Here is a 16,071-nt window from a genome sequence, read left to right on the forward strand (position 1 = left end):
AAGGATGATTGGCCCACGTCGTGAGAGCCGGGCCTTCATGGTGAGACGGCGCTTCGCGCCTTCTCACCATGAGGATTACCAACGAAAAAGCCCGGCGCGAGCCGGGCTTTTTGTTTGAGATATGATCCCGCCTCAGCGGCGGAACATGCCGCCCATCATGCCGCCGACGACACCGCCGACGAAGGCTGCGCCGGCATCGCCGCCGCCGCCGTTATGCCGGGGCGCCGGTGCGCTCTGGGCCTGAGCCGGGGCCGCGCGCCGGGCCGGCTTCGGGCTGTCCTCGCTCGCGGTGGCCGGCGCGGCCGCCACGATCTCGGAGAGCAGCGCCTTGTGCTGGAGCTTATTGAGGTAACCCGTCGACGGATAGCCGCGGGCGGCCTGCCAGCGCTTGAGCACCGAGCGGGTCTCCTCGCTGAAGATGCCGGTCACCTTGGTGTCGAAGCCGAGCCCGGTGAGGCGGCGCTGCACGTCGCGGCGCTGGCCCTTGTCGAGGCCGATCTGGTCCTCGGTGAGCTGGGTCGCATCATCGGTGAAGGTGGCGGGATCGACGCCGGCGTTCAGATTGCGTGTCGTGGTCGACGGACCGCTCTTGATCGCGGCGAGCCGCGCCAGCGCCAGCGCCTTGAACTGGCCGTTCGGATAGGCCGAGAGATAAGCGTTGAGCTCTTCCGGCTTGTTGCTCTCCTTGACCGAGCGCCAGTATTCGAGCTCGACACCGTCATTGCTGCCGCTCGCGGCCGGCACGGCGCTGGAAGCCATCGGGGCCGCGTTGGCGACCTGGGTGGTCGGGGCCTGGTTGAGATAGACGGCGCCGATCAGGTTGGTGTGGCCCCAGGGCAGCTGGCCCTTGTGGGTCTCTTCATTGACCTGGGCGCGCACCGACGTCATCGCCTGCTGGATCTCGACGCCGGGCTTGGTGATGTTGTCGATCAGCGCGCGGGTGAAGGGGCTGTTGTTGCCCTCCTGGCCGTCGAGCGCAGTCTGGCCCGGACCGGTCGCGAACGCGATCAGCGTGCCTTCGCCGGACTTCATCTCGGCAAGGCCGCTCTGCACGTTGACGCTGCGGGTCGCCGAGTTCGACTTGATCTTGGCGGCGAACGGATTGTCGCGGCAGGCGTCGAGGAACACGAGCTTGACCTTGGCATCGCCCATGGTCTGCTCGAGTGTCAGGTCGATGTTGATGGCGGCGCCAAGCTTGACATCCATTTCCGACTTGATGTCGGCGTCGACGGGCAGGAGATAGTTGGTGCCGCCGACGGCGATGCCGTGGCCGGCATAATAGAACAACGCGATGTCGGAGCCCTGCGCCTTGCGGCCGAAATCGAGCAGCTTCTCCGTCATCTGGTCGCGGCTGAGATTGGATCCTTCGATCACCTCGAAGCCGACATTGCGCAGCGTCGATGCCATTGCCTTGGCGTCGATCGGCGGGTTCGGCAATTGCGCGACGTTCTTGTAGGAGCCGTTGCCGACGACGAAGGCGACGCGACGGTCCGCTTTCGCGGCGCTAACCGACAAGGCCAAGCACATCAGCGAAGCGAGGAGGGTGAGATAGCGCATCTGAAATCCCCAGAATCGAATTGCAGGCAGCAACAAATTGACAGTGAACCTACACGAAGTGCCCGACTTCGCGCCACCAAAACGGCAGGACGTCCCGTTCAACCCGGTGCTGTGTGGCCGAATGTGCACGATGGAGCAGCCCTCCAACGTGATCCAAATCACGCTCGACCACTCTCGTTTGTCGCGCGGGGCCGCGTGGGGTTCATTGCGCGCGGGCGGGGACGGGCGCGGCCGGTTTCAAATTCAGGAGATTGCCGCACAGGATCAGCGCGGCGCCGAGCACGGTCCAGGAATCGAGCCGCTCGGAATAAAGCAGCCAGCCGGCGGTGGCGGTCAGTGGAACCCGCAGGAAGTCCATGGGAACCACGATCGTCGCATCGGCGTAACGGAGCGCGCTGGCGAGGCAGTAGTGCGAGAATGTGCCGCAGACCCCGATGACGAAGAGCCAGCCCCAGAGATAGGTTGACGGCCAGGTCCAGACATAGAGCGTCGGCAACAGGCCCACGACCATCTGGACCATGATCATCCAGAACAGGATCGACAACGCGCTCTCGGTTCGGGTCAGCGATTTCGCCAGGATCATGGAGATGCTGAAGCCGATGGCGGCACCGAGCGCGATCAGCTGGCCCGGATTGATCTCGCCGGTGGCGGGGCGCACGATCATGACGACGCCGACGACGCCCAGCACGACCGCGGCGATCTTCCAGACGGTCATGCGCTCGGACAGAAAGGTTGCGGCCATCAGCGCGGTCCAGATCGGCATCGTGAATTCGATCGCCACCACCTGGCCGATCCCGATCAGGGTGAGGGCGTAGAACCAGCCGAGCTGCGCGAAGTAATGAACCCCGTTGCGGGCGAGGTGCTGCGGCAGGCGCTTGGTTGCGACCGCCTTGAAGCCGCCGGCACGGGAGATGATCGGCAGCAGCAGCGCGAACCCGATCACCGAGCGCACTTCCATGATCTGGAAGACGTTGAGTTCGCGCGTGGTCTCGCGTCCGGCCACCGCCATGACCAGCATCAGCGCCAGCCAGCCGGCCATCCAGAGTGCAGCCATCGTTTTGGACGGTGTCGCGGTCATCGGTGCAGGTGCGGGAAATCGAGCCTGAGGGAGGGCCGGTATCGGCGACATCGCTGGCGTTTGCAACGGCCAAAACTGCGGATGCAGCGATGCAGGGCGGCGTGCTAAGGCTTGGGTGACCAACGATAAAAACGGGAGAACGTCGCTCATGCGTATCTTGCAGCCGGCCGAATGGAAGAAACCGCGCGGCTTTTCTCACGGCGTTGAGGTGGCGGGCCCGGGCCGCTGGGTGGTGCTGGCGGGCCAAACCGGCGGCGACGAGGCCGGCAATTACGCGCCCGACCTGGCGGCGCAGGTTGCGACCGCGTTGAAGCGGATCATCAAGCTCCTGGGCGAGGCCGGCGCCGGCCCCGAGCACATCGTGCGCCTGACCTGGTACCTGACCAGCCGGAGCGAATATGAAGCTGCGGGCGCCGGCATCGGCGCAGCCTGGAAGGAAACGTTGGGGCGCAATTTTCCGCCTTCGACGCTGCTCTACATCGGCGGCCTTGTCGACGAGCGCGCCAAGGTCGAGATCGAGGTCACTGCGTTCGTGCCGAACGCATGAAAAAGCCCCGGCGGGATCGCCGGGGCGTTTGCGTCGACGGCTGTACGGCTTAGCGCGACATCGAGATGTTGGCGCCGCGGAACTGGCTGTCCGCGCGCATCGTGACGGTCTGCTTGTTGCCGCTCGTCCTGAGCGCGATGTTGGCATTGAAGCCGGCGGCGGAGGCGACCACCTCGAAGTTTCCGCCAGCGCCGCGGCCCTGGAGCGAGCCGGAGATGTTGCGGCTGGCCTCGGACCAGCTGCCGGCGATGGCGCTGCCCTCGGCCTTGACGCTGGCGGCGAGATTGAACTTGTAGGCATCGCTGGCGCAGGTCAGCGACATCTCCATGGTGGGGCCGATCGGGGCGTATTTGGCCCGGCAGCGGATCCGCTCGGTCGAGCCGTCATCCAGTGTGACGGTGCCGCTGCCGCTCCACGTGCCGGCCAGAGGGGCAAACGGGCTGGACTGAGCCTTGCCTTCAGAGTTGATCGCTGCCGCCACAAACAAAACGGCGGCTGCAATCAGCAGCCGCCGGTTTCGGGCGCGCGGCTCGATTGGTTTATTGGCGCGATGCTTCCCACCGCCCGCTGCACGGTATGCCTGCAGATGCTCCATTCCACTTCCCCGATCCGGCGTTGCCGTTGAGTTGACCGTTGGCATATGCACCATTGATCGAAACTTTCACAAGTCCCCCGCTGCCGATGGTGCCGGAAACGTTAGCGCCCGGCGCGCTGATCTTGCCGTCGGCAACGGTCAGCATGGAGCTTGCGGTCGGCTCGCAGGAGCCCGTCTTGGTCACGATGGTGACCTGCCAGTTGCCGTCATAAGGGCTCTGGGCGAAAGCAGGAGCGGCGAGCGCGCCGGCGAAAACTGAAGCGGCACAGAACGCCACGATGCGACCAAAACGCATAAATTCCGTCCTTGAATATGTCTGAGATGCTGACACTTATTCGGGCCAAATGTGACCGAAATTTGTTGCGATGCCAAACCGAAAATTGTTCCTGTGGAAACAATGGTTTATTTGCGTTTCCGGCTCCAATTTTCGAAGCAAAATCAATGCGGCTTCACGTTCATTGTAAACGTGAACAGAGAGATTCAGGCGACGGACTTTAGGACAGGCTCGGCGCCGAGGTCGCGAATTGTTCGTCCTGGGGCTTGGCCGGCAGCGCCTTGTGGACCTTGGCGTAATCGATCACGTCGGCCAGCAGTTTGAGACCCAGTGGGGCGAGGGCGCGCTCCCAGAGTTCGCGGGCGGTCTCGCCCTTCTTCACGAAGCACCAGTCCTGGGCGGCGATGGCGCCGGCGTCCATGCGGTCGGCGAGGTGATAGATCGTGCCGCCGGCGATCGGATCGCCCTCCTTGATGGTCCATTCCACCGCGGCCTTGCCGCGATGGCGCGGTAGCAGCGAGGGGTGATAACCGATCCCGCCCAGCTTGGCCGCGGCCAGCGCATCCTTGCCGATCCGGGCGTGGCTGTGGGCGGTGATGATCAAATCGGTGTCGGGCGCGATCTCGGAGGCCACCACCAGCTTCGGATTGGCCTGCACCACCACCTCGATGCCGGCCGCTTTCGCGGTCGCCGCGAGGCGATCCTCGGCATCGGCCACCACGACCCGCACGACCCCGACGCCGTGCTCCCGGAGCATGTTCAGGGTGGTCACGCCGAAATGGCGGGAGCCGACTAGGGTAATGCGCATGGGTGTCCGATCTCTCTCGCAACTGCGTCATACTCCCGATAACACGCCGGAGCATCCTGTCACCACCCGCGAGGCGTCGCGGCCGGTTATCAACAGCGCGTCGGGCGCGGGGGCGCCCGAACTTCGCGATTGCGCAGCCGTCCGCTGCGGTGTTTCCATGGGCGCATCTCGAGGGCCAGGAGCGGAGGGCAAGGAGCGGACGAATGCGAAGCGCTTGGTTTGTTGTTCTCGCTGCACTGGTTGCGGCAGCCCCTGCGTACGCCGGTGGGCCGTATCCGGTGGTGCCGCCCGAGATCGGGGTTGCACCCTTCATAGGTCCGACCTGGGATGCGTACCGCTGCGCCGAAGGCGTGCCTTATAATTTCTACCACGGCGCCTATTATGGCGAGGAGCCGCCGGCGATCTACCGCGGCTACGCCTACCGGCCGTACTACCGCTACAGCGCCTACCGCAAATGGCCGCGCAAATATTTTTGCGTCGTCGACTAAGCGTTGCCGCGTGGCCACGGTCGGCGGAAAACGGGGAATGCGCCGGTTCCTGTGTTTCTTTTCCGACAGAAGACCTTCGCGGTTCGTCGCTAGAATGGCGCCTACCGGGGCTGGCGACATTTCATTCCGGATCCGTTTTCGAACCCGGCTTTGGCCGCTGGCTTGAATGCCAGCGGCCTTTTCATGCTGGGCATTACGAAATCATCAAACGGTAACGCCTTCTCAACCAGCCTGGCGTATCGACGAATCCGTCGCGGATTTGTATTGCGTACCGCGACACCGAAAATGTCCCGCCGGCGTGGGCGCGCAGCGCGGGCATTTTTGCCGGGACCGATTTTGATGCCAAGCGCGATTGAGCAGATTGTAGACGCCTATGTGCGGCTGAAGAACCGCCGCGGGCTCGACGAACTGATGATGCACAGGCAACGGCTCGCGGTCGATCTGAAGAGCAGGTCGGGCTACGATTTCAGCCGCCCGATCGAAAAGATCGACGAGGAGATCGCGATCATCGAGGCCGGCCTCAGCCGGCTAAAGGCCGGCGATTCCGCCGCACCAGGCAGCAGCGGGCCAATCTGACGGGTTCAGTCGCGCCGGCCGCCGTCGATGACTGTGAACAGCGGCCGCGCCGGGGTTGGCTCGACCAGCAACTCCTCGACCAATGCGGTGGCTGCATCGACATATTTGCGCGTCGGCTTGTCGAGCTCGCGCTTGGCTTCGTCATCGAGCGCAACCTTGGCAGCCTCGACCAGCTTTCGCATCCGCGCCGCATGATCATCGCCCGCCGTCAGCGTCGCGCGCGCCAGCGAGCGCAGCACGAACAGCTCGCCCTCGAGACGGAGCAGGCGGTCGTTGAGCCTGGAGAGGACGGCGTTGAGGTCGGCCATGACGGGTGCGTTCGCTGCGGAAAATCCATCCTGATCTAGCGGTGATCGGTGAACGGAATCCAAATGCAGTCGACGCAATTCGGCCGATCTCGGCTCCCCGCCGATGACGGCGATGTGAGGCATCGTGACGTTGCGATGCATCGTCAGCGTGCGGTTCCCTCGCCATATAAATGGCTGGGTGGACGTCTGGAACTCCTGGCGCGTGTAGACAGCTTACGCCGCAGTCCGCGCGAGATATTTGCGCGCGAAGTCCAGATACCAGTCGAGGCAGGCGGGATTGGCCATCGCCTCCCTGTTGATGACCTTCTCGACCGGCTGGCCAAGCAGCAGCTTCTTGATCGGCAGCTCCTGCTTCTTGCCGGACAGCGTGCGCGGGATCTCGGCAACGGCGAAAATGTCGTTGGGCAAGAAACGGCGGGAAAGACCAGCCTCGATCGCCTTGTTGATCTTCGCCTGCATTGCGCCGTCGAGCGCAATGCCTTCGCGCAGCACGACGAACAGCGGCATGTAGCTGTCGCGGCCGAGATATTCGAGGTCGACGACGAGTGAGTCGAGCACCTCCGGCAAGGCTTCGATCGCGGAATAGAGCTCGCTCGTGCCCATGCGCAGGCCGTGACGATTGATGGTGGCGTCGCTGCGGCCGTAGATGATGCAGGAGCCGTCCGGATTGATCTTGAGCCAGTCGCCGTGCCGCCAGACAGGTCCTCGTCCGCTGCCGTCGAAATTGTCTGGATAGGTCTCGAAATAGCTGGCGCGATAGCGCGCGCCGTCCTTGTCGTTCCAGAAATAAAGCGGCATCGACGGCATCGGTTCGGTGCAGACGAGCTCGCCAACCTCATCGATGACGGCGCGGCCCTGCTCGCTGAATGCTTCGACGGCCGCACCGAGCAGGCGGCACTGCATCGCGCCCGGCGTCTGCGGCAGCTCGCGATTGCCGCCGATGAAGGCGCCGGCGAAGTCGGTGCCGCCGGAGATGTTCGCCCACCAGATGTCGGCTTGTGCCTTGCTGCCGTTGGTCTTCGAGAGCGTCGCGAAACGCGCGTTGAACCAGGCTTGCGTCTCCGCGCTGAGCGGTGAACCGGTCGAGCCGAGACACCGGAGCCGCGAGAGATCGCCGGCGGAGGTGAGATCGAGCTCGGCCTTGGCGCAGTTGGCGAAGAACGCCGCGCCGGCTCCGAAGAAGGTCGCTTTCGATTGCGCGACGAAGCGCCACAGCGTGGTCCAGTCCGGCTTGTCCTTGGTACCTCCCGGGCTGCCGTCGAAGATGCAGCAGGTGGTGCCGCTGAGCAGGCCGCCGACCTGGCTGTTCCACATGATCCAGCCGGTCGAAGAGTACCAGTGATAGCGCTCGCCGAAGGAGTTTGGGTGATAGGAGCAGCCGATGTCGTTGTGCAGCCCGAGCAGCGCCAGCACCACGATGACGATGCCGCCATGGCCATGCACGATCGGCTTCGGCAGGCCGGTGGTGCCGCTGGAATAGACGATCCAGAGCGGATGATCGAACGGCAGCCACATCGGCTCGAACGCATCGACCGCCGGGCCGGTCCTTGCGACGATGTCCGAGAGCAGGGCGTCCGGCGCCGCGGGCGCGGTGGCCTCGCTGTGCAGGATGACATGCTCGACGCTTGGCAGCGATCGCCGCAACTCCGCGACGACGTCGTTGCGATCGTGGCGGCGGCCAGCATAGGTGACGGAATCGCAGGCGATCAGCACCCTCGGTTCGATCTGCTTGAAGCGGTCGATCACCGCAGGCGCGGCCATGTCGGGCGCGCAGACGCTCCACACCGCGCCGATGCTGGCGGTTGCGAGGAAGGCGATGATGGTCTCGGCGATATTGGGAAGGTACGCGGCGACGCGGTCGCCCGGCTTGATGCCCTTGTCCTTCAGATGCAGCGCGAGCGCGGCCGCCTTGCGCCGCAGCTCCGGCCAGCTGGTCTCGCTCAGCTTGCCGTCCTCGCTGCTGCTGACGATCGCGGGCAGGCCGGCGGCGTCGGCCGCCGCGATATGCCGGAACACCTGCCGGGCATAGTTCACCTGCGCGCCGGGAAACCAGACCGCGCCGGGCATCTTGCGCTCCGCGATCGCGGCCGCGAACGGCGTCGGCGATTGCAGATCGTAATAGTCCCAGATGCTGCGCCAGAAGCCGTCGAGATCGCGCAGCGACCACTGCCGCATCTCCTCGTAGCTCGCGAAGGAGAGGCCGCGCTGCTCGGCAAGCCAGTTGCGGTAGAGGGCGATCTGGGGAACGAATGGAGCGGTCATTGCGTCTCGGCTTCACTGGCGGGGAGGGCAATCTACCCGGTGCCGCAGAGTAGCAGAAGCCGTGCTTCGCGCAGGCTGCAATGACGGAATGTGGAGCTTTCGCGGCCGGAGGATCGCCAGCAGCTACCAGGCGACACCGGCCCAGCGCCGTCCGAACACGGGCGGCTTCGTTTTCACGGCTTGCCAGCCGAAGAAATGATGCTTGCCGGACCATTCGTGCACCACGCCGCTGCAGATGCTGCATTTGAAGCTGCCGGAATGCAGCTCTCGGCGTGCTCTTCCCTTGTCGCGGTATAGTTCATGCCGCAACCCGGGCAGGTGAATTCTTCGATCGTCCAGATGCTGTTGGCCATTGCACAGAATGTTTTTTGGGGGACCTCGACGCAGGATAGGTGCGGCCATTTGCAGCGGCGTAAACCGGGTCAGGGAAATCCGGTTAACCGGCGTTAGCCAAGCCGGAAGCCGGGCGAGATCGATCGTTGACCTCGCCTGGGCCGGCCGTCGTCTTGACGACGGTGGCGCGGCTGGCAATAACGCCAAGGTTGCGCAAGTCCCGGAACCCCGGGATCGATGAAGGAAGGTCGTGCCCGTGAAAAGTCTCCGTCAGCTCCTGACCGGAGAGGACATCATCCAGCTCTTGATCCGGGTCGGCCTGCTCGGCCTGCTGATCATCTGGACCTTCCTGATCATCCGCCCGTTTGTGCCGATCCTGGCCTGGAGCGGCGTGCTCGCGGTCGCGTTCTATCCGGCGTTCAGCTGGGTCGCCAAAATCCTCGGCGGGCGGCCCAAGACCGCGGCCGCCATCCTGACCCTGATCACGCTCGGCATCGTCCTTGGCCCCGCGACCTGGCTTGGTATCAGCGCCGTGGATGGCGCGAGGGAGCTCGCGCACCAGCTTGGTACCGGCGACCTCGCGCTCCAGTCGGCGCCGGAGCAGCTGAAGTCCTGGCCCCTGGTCGGCCCCTGGCTGTTTGAGCTGTGGGAGCAGGCCTACAACAACATCCGCGCGGTGCTGCGCGAGGTGGCGCCCTATCTCCAGCCGCTGGCGGGACCGCTGCTGTCGCTGGCGGGTGATGCGAGCCTCGGAACGCTGCAGTTTCTGGTTTCGGTGTTCGTGGCCGGCTTCCTGTTCCCGCATGGGCCGCGGCTGGTCGCGGCCGGCCGCGGCTTCCTGTTTCGCATCGTGCCCGAGCAGAGCGAGCATTTCCTGGAGCTCGCGGGCGCGACCATCCGCGCGGTGGCGCAGGGTGTGATCGGCGTTGCGATCGTGCAGGCGCTGCTTGCCGGCATCGGCTTCAAGCTCGCGGCCGTGCCGAGTGCAGGCCTGCTCGCCTTCATCGTGCTGTTGCTCTCGATCGTGCAGATCGGCGCCTTCCTCGTGCTGCTGCCCGTCATCATCTGGATCTGGACTGCCAAGGACGTCACCACGGCGTTGCTGCTGACCGTGTTTCTTGTCCTCGTCGGTTTCATCGACACCATGCTGAAGCCGCTCGTCATGGGGCGCGGCCTGACCACGCCGACCATCGTGATCTTCGTCGGCGTGATCGGCGGCACGCTCGCCCACGGCATCGTCGGCCTGTTCATCGGACCGATCATTTTGTCGGTGGCCTGGGAAATGATGATGGCCTGGATCAGGACGGAGGACCGGGCGGAGGCGGGTAAGGGCTGAACGCCCGTACGGGCCTGTGATCAATGCCTCCGTCGAACTTGTCTATTGAGCTAGACAAGTTACGATGAGCAAGATTCTGGTTTTGAGCCTGCGACAGTCTACGAAAGTAATGGCGAAGTCTTCCAAGCTGGTCGCCGCCAAGCGCGGCAAGGTTTTACTGGTCAGACGGCGATCGGACGGCCTGTGGATGTTCCCGGGCGGACGCAAGCGCGCGAGAGAGTCCGACAAGGACTGCCTGCGGCGCGAGATCAAGGAGGAGCTGCCGAAGCTGAAGCTCGGCAGGATCAGCCTCTGGAAGGAAGTGACGGCCAGGAACAAGCGCTCCGGCCGCAAGATGAGTGACGCGATCTTCATCGCCAAGAACGCCAAGGGCAGGCTCGCGATCGGCGACAAGAACGAGATCGACCGCGCCGCCTGGCAGAAGCCGCGCGGCATCCGCTTGACCGCGACTTCGCGCTATATCCGCGATCGCCTGTTTCCGAGAAAGCAGTCGCGCCGGTAAGCTGCCGTTCGCTGCGTTGCGCCGATGCGACAAATCGCCCGGCCGCGGGCGACGCGCCCGTCCGCTGGCTGCGCATGCGTTCATGCGGCATTCAGCGCCGCCGGGCCATCGTTCGTTGGCGCAGGAGGAAACTCAATGTTGATCACCACGATCGCGACGATCCTTGCTCTTCATGCGGGCTCGCCGCTGCCGTCCCCAGCCAGCGAGCGCGCGCTCGAGGTGCAGTACCGGGTGCCGGTGCATCCGCCGCCGTGCGGCGACCATTGGGACCTCAGCGCCCGTGACGGCATGTGCTATCCGAACGGCTATCTGCCTCCGGAAGACCAGGCGGCGATGCAGGGATATTATCAGCGGCCACGGCCGTACTACGGGACCCGCAGACGTCCGGTGCCGTGCACCGACGGCGCGGACCTCGATATCCGCGACGGCCTTTGCTATCCGAACGGCACCGTGCCGCAGCAATTCCAGAACCTGCCCGGAAATTACTATCGCAGGTACTGAGTGCTCATGACGGCACCAGGGTGGCATCTAGTCTGATCTGGCCGCCGACCGCGTGCGGCTTTCGAACGACCGCGACGGCGCCGCTTGCGTCTGCGGCGGCGCGAGGAGCCTCGCCGCTTCGGCCTCGCGCAGCTCCTTGCGGACCTGGCGCGCGCTGCGCATCGCGCGCTTGATGAAAGGGTGCTGGGAATCCTCGGCGAAGAACAGCACCACCTCGCAGCTCGGACATTGCCTGGAATAGCCGTCCTGCAATCGGCCGGCGAGATCGCGGAATACGCTCTTGCACCGCGTGCATTGGATCTGGACCGAACTCATGCGCGGACAACAATGACTGATGGAAAATGGATCGTCAGCTGAGCCCAAATGTCTGAAGAAAGCTTGAACGCGCTCAGGAACTCGTTGCACGCTTCGTCTGGCGGCGCGGCATGCCTCGCGCCGCCAAAGCCCGCCACCTTGTGCGCATAAGATCACCGCCGCTATTGCTTTGCCGCCATCATATCCAGGCAATGATTGAGATAGGCGGTGCGATCTCTCGGCAGCACCTTCTCGAGATCTGCCTTCAAGGCGCATTCGCGCTGCCGCAACTGCTCGGCCCGGCGCTTCTCGGCAGCTTCCCGGTATTCCGGGGCAACCTTGGTGGGATCGACCAGCGGCTGTGACCGGGCAGGGGCCGCAGCAGACAGTGCAATGGCCGCGATGATGATGATAATGAGCTGTTTCAAATGAGCCTCCTTGAAAAGCCCGATCCTAGCCCACGGCGTGTGACGGCTCAAACCGCAAGGTGCGGTAGCCTGGTCCGCCATGGTGGGCCCAATCCTGATCGCATAAGCGATCTTTTGGTTCGCCCGCTTTGGAACGACTGTGCGCCGCAAGCGTAGACTCAGGGCTCCCGGCCCATCCCCCAAGCCCCCCAAGCCCCCGGGCCGTGAGAAAACCTTCCCACAAGGTTGGCGACCTCAGTAGCCCCCGCGCTGGGGTCGTTTGCTTTGCCGCGCCGCGTGTGAACCAGTTCACAAGTGCCGGGCGGAATCGCTGCTATGAAGGCGTCATTGCTTGACCATTTCATTTTGAACGAATGCCCCAGCGTGGCTCCAAGCGCTGGGGCTTTTTCGTACTTGCCGTGTGCGTCTCCGATCGCACCGGCCCTGGGGGCGCGCTCGCAGCGTAAGCAAGTCGCGAGTTCCCGGTTGCAGGCCCGATCAACAGCCAAATATTTGGGAGCGCGATGGCGGCCCGGACGTTGCCACGAGGCGTGCGTTCGCAGGCCAAATCCCATATGCATGGCGGCGCGCTGCCGAATCGAGATGCGGACCGCGCGCGTTCAGTTGACGACCAGAGACGGGTTCAAGTGAGGCTTGCCAAAAAAGCGCGGGTAACCAAGAGATCGCCCAAGAAGAGCAAAGGATCGCAGCGCGCCACGATCTCGTCTTCGTCGCCTCTCGGTCTGCTGGCGCTGCATCTGCTTGCACAATGGAAACAGTCCGCTCCAAGCGGCCTCGTATTTCTCGCCGAGAACGAGACCAGGGCAGAGCGGCTCGGCAGCGTCATTCACGCGCTCGATCCATCCTGCGAAGTCCTGGTGTTTCCGCGCCTGAACACCTTGCCGTTCGATCAGCTGGAGCCGTCCCACGAACTCGCAGGGCGCAGAGCCTCCGTGCTGAGGCGCCTCACGAAATCCAGGAGGCCGCTGTTTCTCGTCGCGACGGCGGAAGCCGTGATGGAGCGCCTGCCGCCGCCTGCGAGCCTGGCGCGGCTGAGCGTGAGCCTGAAGGTGGGCGGCGCATTCTCCGAGCCCGAGCTCGAGGCGCGCCTGCAGTCGCTCGGATATGATCTCGACGACGAGCCGGACTATCCGGGCGGGGCGCTGTTTCACGGGCAGACATTCGAGATCTTTCCCGCGGGCGCGCTCGGTCCGTTCCGGATCGAGCATTCGGATCGCAGCATCGATCGGATCGTGGCGTTCGACCCGAAAGAGCACGAGATCATTTTCGAGACGAAAGAGCTGCTCGTCGATCCCATGTCGGAGCGGCTTGCCTTCGCCGGCAAACGCGGCAAGCGCGCGTCTCTGTTCGACTATTGCGGCCGCGCCAAATGGATCGCCGACGCAGGCGTCCCCTCGCATGCCGACGGCTGGCTGAGCACGATCGAGGAGGCCGCACCGCGCGCCGAGCGCGCGCGCGAATATCTCGGCCGGCCCGACTGGAAGCAGCTCTCGAAGGGCATGAAGGTGCTGCCGCGGGCGGCTGCCCTTCAGACCGTGCCTGATTTCTCGAAAGTCACCTCGCCAAGGAAGGTGCTGCGCGCCTTCGTCGAGGAGGTGCAGCAAGCCGGCTCGCGGCTGATCTTCGTCGCGGCGCAGGAGGACGATCTGCGCGTGATGGAGCGGATGAGCGGCGTCAAGGCGGAGCGCTGCCAAGACTGGGAGGAGGCCGCGAGCGGCCGGGGCGGCGAAGCTTCGCTGCTGGCCGATCTCGATGCCGGCTTCATCGTGCCCGGGAAAAAGCCGCTGGTGGTCGTGACCGCGTCCGACGTGCTCGGTAGCCGGGCGCATCGTGCGCAGCCGATGGCGCGGGCCTGGAGCACGGCGTTCGACCATGCCGACGTGCCGGAGCAGGGCACCGTGGTCGTCCATCTCCAGCGCGGCCTTGCCGTGCTCGACGGCTTGCAGACGGTGAACACCGGCGGCGGCGCGCTGCGCGAGATGGTCAGACTGTCCTTTGCCGGCGACAATGCGGTCCTGGTGCCGCCGCCGGATCTGGCCCTGATGTGGCCCTATGCGGCCGAGCGCGGCAAGCTGACGCTTGACAAAGCGGACGGCAGCACATGGTGGGCCCGCCGCACCGAAGCCGAGCGCGAAATCCAGATCGCCGGCAAGGCCCTCGCCAAGCACATCAGCCAGCGCCGCCGGCGGCGCGGCGAGAAGCTGGTTCCGCCGGGATCGGCCTACGAGAAATTCGTCGCGCGCTTCCCTTACTTCACGACGGTCGATCAGGCCAACGCGATCCGCGACGTGCTGGATGATCTCGCCTCCGGTCACCCGATGGACCGCGTGGTCTGCGGCGACGTCGGGTTCGGCAAGACCGAGGTGGCGCTGCGCGCGGCTGCCGCCGTCGTGCTCTCGGGCAAGCAGGTGGCGGTCGCGGTGCCGACGACGGTGCTGGCACGGCAGCACGCCGCAACGTTCCAGAAGCGGTTCGCGCCGTTCGGCATCGAGGTCGGCAATCTGTCGCGGGCGACCTTGGGCGCGGCGCTGCGCGAGACCCGGGAGGGCCTGCGCAGCGGCCGGATCAAGGTCGTGATCGGCACCCAGGCGCTGACCGGCAAGGACGTGAGGTTCGATGATCTCGGCCTCGTCATCATCGACGAGGAGCAGCATTTTGGCGCAGCCGAGAAGGCGAAGCTCGCAAGCCTCGCCAAGAACGTCCATGTGCTGCTGATGAGCGCCACGCCGATCCCGCGCACGCTCGCCGCCGGCCTTGCCGGCTTCCGCGACCTCAGCGTGATCGCTTCGCCCCCGGTGCACCGGCTTCCGGTCGCGACCAGGATCGCCCCGCTGTCGGATGCGGCGATCGCTTCCGCGCTGCTGCGCGAGCAGCGGCGCCATGGCCAGAGCTTCCTGATCTGCCCGCGCATCCAGGACCTCGAGCCGATGCTGGCGCGGGTGCAGGCGGTGGCGCCGGACCTGCGCATCGTCAGCCTGCACGGCAGATTGCCGGCCGAGGAGATCGACGACCGCATGATGAGCTTCGTCGAGGGCGAAGCCGACGTGCTGCTCGCCACCAACATCGTCGAGAGCGGCCTCGACATTCCCCGCGCCAACACCATCGCGGTGTGCTGGCCCGAAAAGTTCGGCCTCGCGCAGCTGCACCAGCTGCGCGGCCGGGTCGGCCGCAGCGGCATCCGCGCCTTCGCCCATCTCCTGACCGAAACGGAGTCCGGGCAGTCCGAGAAGCGGCTCGCGGTGCTCGAGGAGTTCAGCCGGCCCGGCGCGGGCTTTGCCATCAGCGAGCGCGATCTGGATCTGCGCGGCGCCGGCGACCTGTTCTCGGAGCAGCAGTCCGGCCATGTCCAGGTGTTCGGGCCTGTGCTCTACAGCCACCTCTTGAAAATGGCGTCCGAGAAGGTCGATGACGGACGCGCCGTAGTATGGGTGCCTGATCTGAACCTGCCGGTCGGGGACGTGCTGCCCGAGACCTATGTGCAGTCCGAGCCGGTGCGGCTCGAGCTCTATGCGCGCGCCGCACGATGCAGCAGCGAGGACGAGCTCGACGACCTCGAGGAGGAAACCTCCCGCCGCTTCGGGCCGCTGCCGAAGCTCGCGCGCGACTTCTTCGCCGCTGCCAGGCTCAGGATCGAGTGCAAGCGACGCGGCATCGTCCGCCTCGACGTCGGCCCTGAAGCGGTAGCCGCAACGTTCCTGCCGGGGCGGCTGCGCAAGTCGCGGGGCAAGTCACGTGGCAAGTCACGAGGCAAGTCACTGCAACGCGACGGCGATCGCGTGGTCTATCACGTCAGCATGCAGGACGCGCCGTTCGAGCGGGTCGAGGAGCTGTTCGAGGTGCTGGACGAGGGGTAGGGCGCTTCCAAAAGCGCGAAAACAACCCCATGCACAGTAGCAAAGTGCCGCTGCTACAATGAGTTCTGCATCCGCCGGAAGGGGCCGCCCGCGACCATTGGTGCGGCTGGGCGGCTGCTGGCCCTCCGATCCGGACCGGATCGACGGCTCTGCGTCACGCCGCCGCGGGACACCGCACCTTCGGCAGGCGGCGCTTGACCCGTCGGGCAAAACAGTGGCATTCTGCCAACTTCGGAAAATCCGTTGCGCTGACGCATTCCGCTGCACGGACCCCGTAATCGGCCGGGGTCGCCAAGCCGGTCCGACAGCTCGGCCGCTAACGCGGAATTA

The 16,071-nt window shown here is 65.2% G+C and carries 16 protein-coding genes and 1 pseudogene; 7 read left to right on the forward strand and 10 right to left on the reverse strand.

The genetic code is table 11. The annotated features are described in order from the left end of the window. Window positions 1-132: 132 nt before the first annotated feature. Together JJB99_RS19170 and JJB99_RS19175 are read right to left on the reverse strand one after the other, a co-directional pair. Window positions 133-1,557 carry a caspase family protein gene (locus JJB99_RS19170; RefSeq protein WP_200493903.1) on the reverse strand — a complete coding sequence of 475 codons (1,425 nt, stop codon included), beginning with the start codon at window positions 1,555-1,557 and terminating at the stop codon, window positions 133-135. A 202-nt stretch (window positions 1,558-1,759) separates the two neighbouring features. Then, window positions 1,760-2,635, reverse strand: coding sequence for a DMT family transporter (locus tag JJB99_RS19175; protein ID WP_200493904.1), 876 nt, complete (start codon window positions 2,633-2,635; stop codon window positions 1,760-1,762). A 148-nt stretch (window positions 2,636-2,783) separates the two neighbouring features. Here JJB99_RS19175 and JJB99_RS19180 point away from each other — a divergent pair, with 148 nt between their 5' ends. Then, a complete protein-coding gene (locus JJB99_RS19180; protein WP_200493905.1) occupies window positions 2,784-3,182 on the forward strand; it encodes a RidA family protein in 399 nt (132 codons plus the stop codon). A gap of 49 nt (window positions 3,183-3,231) precedes the next feature. Here JJB99_RS19180 and JJB99_RS19185 read toward each other — a convergent pair whose 3' ends face one another. The 3 genes from JJB99_RS19185 to JJB99_RS19195 form a co-directional block, all read right to left on the reverse strand. Next, window positions 3,232-3,777, reverse strand: a complete 546-nt coding sequence (locus JJB99_RS19185; protein WP_200493906.1) for a hypothetical protein — start codon at window positions 3,775-3,777, stop codon at window positions 3,232-3,234. Then, window positions 3,722-4,072: a hypothetical protein gene (locus tag JJB99_RS19190; protein ID WP_200493907.1), complete on the reverse strand. Its 351-nt coding sequence runs from the start codon at window positions 4,070-4,072 to the stop codon at window positions 3,722-3,724. The genes JJB99_RS19185 and JJB99_RS19190 overlap by 56 nt, the downstream gene beginning before the upstream one ends. Before the next feature lie 199 nt (window positions 4,073-4,271). Next, window positions 4,272-4,859 carry a formyltransferase family protein gene (locus tag JJB99_RS19195; RefSeq protein ID WP_200493908.1) on the reverse strand — a complete coding sequence of 196 codons (588 nt, stop codon included), beginning with the start codon at window positions 4,857-4,859 and terminating at the stop codon, window positions 4,272-4,274. 203 nt (window positions 4,860-5,062) lie between these two features. Here JJB99_RS19195 and JJB99_RS19200 point away from each other — a divergent pair, with 203 nt between their 5' ends. Then, window positions 5,063-5,347, forward strand: a complete 285-nt coding sequence (locus tag JJB99_RS19200; protein WP_200493909.1) for a hypothetical protein — start codon at window positions 5,063-5,065, stop codon at window positions 5,345-5,347. 339 nt (window positions 5,348-5,686) lie between these two features. Further along, window positions 5,687-5,923 carry a hypothetical protein gene (locus JJB99_RS19205; RefSeq protein ID WP_200493910.1) on the forward strand — a complete coding sequence of 79 codons (237 nt, stop codon included), beginning with the start codon at window positions 5,687-5,689 and terminating at the stop codon, window positions 5,921-5,923. Between the two features lie 5 nt (window positions 5,924-5,928). On the opposite strand, the gene JJB99_RS19210 is transcribed toward JJB99_RS19205, so the two are convergent. The 3 genes and pseudogenes from JJB99_RS19210 to JJB99_RS19220 all read right to left on the reverse strand — a co-directional run bounded on the left by JJB99_RS19210 (window position 5,929) and on the right by JJB99_RS19220 (window position 8,846). After that, window positions 5,929-6,231, reverse strand: coding sequence for a hypothetical protein (locus JJB99_RS19210; protein ID WP_200493911.1), 303 nt, complete (start codon window positions 6,229-6,231; stop codon window positions 5,929-5,931). A 213-nt stretch (window positions 6,232-6,444) separates the two neighbouring features. Next, on the reverse strand, window positions 6,445-8,493 hold the full coding sequence (locus tag JJB99_RS19215; RefSeq protein WP_200493912.1) for an acetoacetate--CoA ligase: 2,049 nt from the start codon (window positions 8,491-8,493) through the stop codon (window positions 6,445-6,447). 123 nt (window positions 8,494-8,616) lie between these two features. Next, a pseudogene (locus JJB99_RS19220) lies at window positions 8,617-8,846 on the reverse strand (hypothetical protein). Between the two features lie 236 nt (window positions 8,847-9,082). Here JJB99_RS19220 and JJB99_RS19225 point away from each other — a divergent pair. The 3 genes from JJB99_RS19225 to JJB99_RS19235 all read left to right on the forward strand — a co-directional run bounded on the left by JJB99_RS19225 (window position 9,083) and on the right by JJB99_RS19235 (window position 11,165). Next, entirely contained in the window at window positions 9,083-10,162 is a 1,080-nt protein-coding gene (locus JJB99_RS19225) for an AI-2E family transporter (RefSeq protein ID WP_433995725.1), read from the forward strand. A 109-nt stretch (window positions 10,163-10,271) separates the two neighbouring features. Continuing rightward, window positions 10,272-10,664 (forward strand): NUDIX hydrolase, encoded by a 393-nt coding sequence (locus tag JJB99_RS19230; protein ID WP_200493914.1) that lies wholly within the window; start codon window positions 10,272-10,274, stop codon window positions 10,662-10,664. 135 nt (window positions 10,665-10,799) lie between these two features. Beyond that, window positions 10,800-11,165, forward strand: a complete 366-nt coding sequence (locus JJB99_RS19235) for a hypothetical protein (RefSeq protein ID WP_200493915.1) — start codon at window positions 10,800-10,802, stop codon at window positions 11,163-11,165. Between the two features lie 27 nt (window positions 11,166-11,192). Here JJB99_RS19235 and JJB99_RS19240 read toward each other — a convergent pair whose 3' ends face one another. After that, window positions 11,193-11,480, reverse strand: a complete 288-nt coding sequence (locus JJB99_RS19240; RefSeq protein WP_200493916.1) for a hypothetical protein — start codon at window positions 11,478-11,480, stop codon at window positions 11,193-11,195. Between the two features lie 161 nt (window positions 11,481-11,641). Next, window positions 11,642-11,887: a hypothetical protein gene (locus tag JJB99_RS19245; protein WP_200500220.1), complete on the reverse strand. Its 246-nt coding sequence runs from the start codon at window positions 11,885-11,887 to the stop codon at window positions 11,642-11,644. 722 nt (window positions 11,888-12,609) lie between these two features. On the opposite strand from JJB99_RS19245, the gene JJB99_RS19250 reads away from it, so the two are divergent. Beyond that, entirely contained in the window at window positions 12,610-15,741 is a 3,132-nt protein-coding gene (locus tag JJB99_RS19250) for a DEAD/DEAH box helicase (RefSeq protein ID WP_246775310.1), read from the forward strand. Window positions 15,742-16,071 lie beyond the last annotated feature (330 nt).

This window comes from Bradyrhizobium diazoefficiens (assembly GCF_016616235.1).
GTDB lineage: Bacteria > Pseudomonadota > Alphaproteobacteria > Rhizobiales > Xanthobacteraceae > Bradyrhizobium > Bradyrhizobium diazoefficiens_H.

Excerpts from the sequence above, each read along its gene's own strand:
- JJB99_RS19190 (WP_200493907.1), bottom strand. The coding sequence starts at position 4,072 with ATGCGTTTTGGTCGCATCGTGGCGTTCTGTGCCGCTTCAGTTTTCGCC.
- JJB99_RS19180 (WP_200493905.1), top strand. The coding sequence starts at position 2,784 with ATGCGTATCTTGCAGCCGGCCGAATGGAAGAAACCGCGCGGCTTTTCT.
- JJB99_RS19175 (WP_200493904.1), bottom strand. The coding sequence starts at position 2,635 with ATGACCGCGACACCGTCCAAAACGATGGCTGCACTCTGGATGGCCGGC.
- JJB99_RS19210 (WP_200493911.1), bottom strand. The coding sequence starts at position 6,231 with ATGGCCGACCTCAACGCCGTCCTCTCCAGGCTCAACGACCGCCTGCTC.
- JJB99_RS19215 (WP_200493912.1), bottom strand. The coding sequence starts at position 8,493 with ATGACCGCTCCATTCGTTCCCCAGATCGCCCTCTACCGCAACTGGCTT.
- JJB99_RS19195 (WP_200493908.1), bottom strand. The coding sequence starts at position 4,859 with ATGCGCATTACCCTAGTCGGCTCCCGCCATTTCGGCGTGACCACCCTG.
- JJB99_RS19170 (WP_200493903.1), bottom strand. The coding sequence starts at position 1,557 with ATGCGCTATCTCACCCTCCTCGCTTCGCTGATGTGCTTGGCCTTGTCG.
- JJB99_RS19230 (WP_200493914.1), top strand. The coding sequence starts at position 10,272 with ATGGCGAAGTCTTCCAAGCTGGTCGCCGCCAAGCGCGGCAAGGTTTTA.
- JJB99_RS19205 (WP_200493910.1), top strand. The coding sequence starts at position 5,687 with ATGCCAAGCGCGATTGAGCAGATTGTAGACGCCTATGTGCGGCTGAAG.
- JJB99_RS19235 (WP_200493915.1), top strand. The coding sequence starts at position 10,800 with ATGTTGATCACCACGATCGCGACGATCCTTGCTCTTCATGCGGGCTCG.
- JJB99_RS19200 (WP_200493909.1), top strand. The coding sequence starts at position 5,063 with ATGCGAAGCGCTTGGTTTGTTGTTCTCGCTGCACTGGTTGCGGCAGCC.
- JJB99_RS19240 (WP_200493916.1), bottom strand. The coding sequence starts at position 11,480 with ATGAGTTCGGTCCAGATCCAATGCACGCGGTGCAAGAGCGTATTCCGC.
- JJB99_RS19185 (WP_200493906.1), bottom strand. The coding sequence starts at position 3,777 with ATGGAGCATCTGCAGGCATACCGTGCAGCGGGCGGTGGGAAGCATCGC.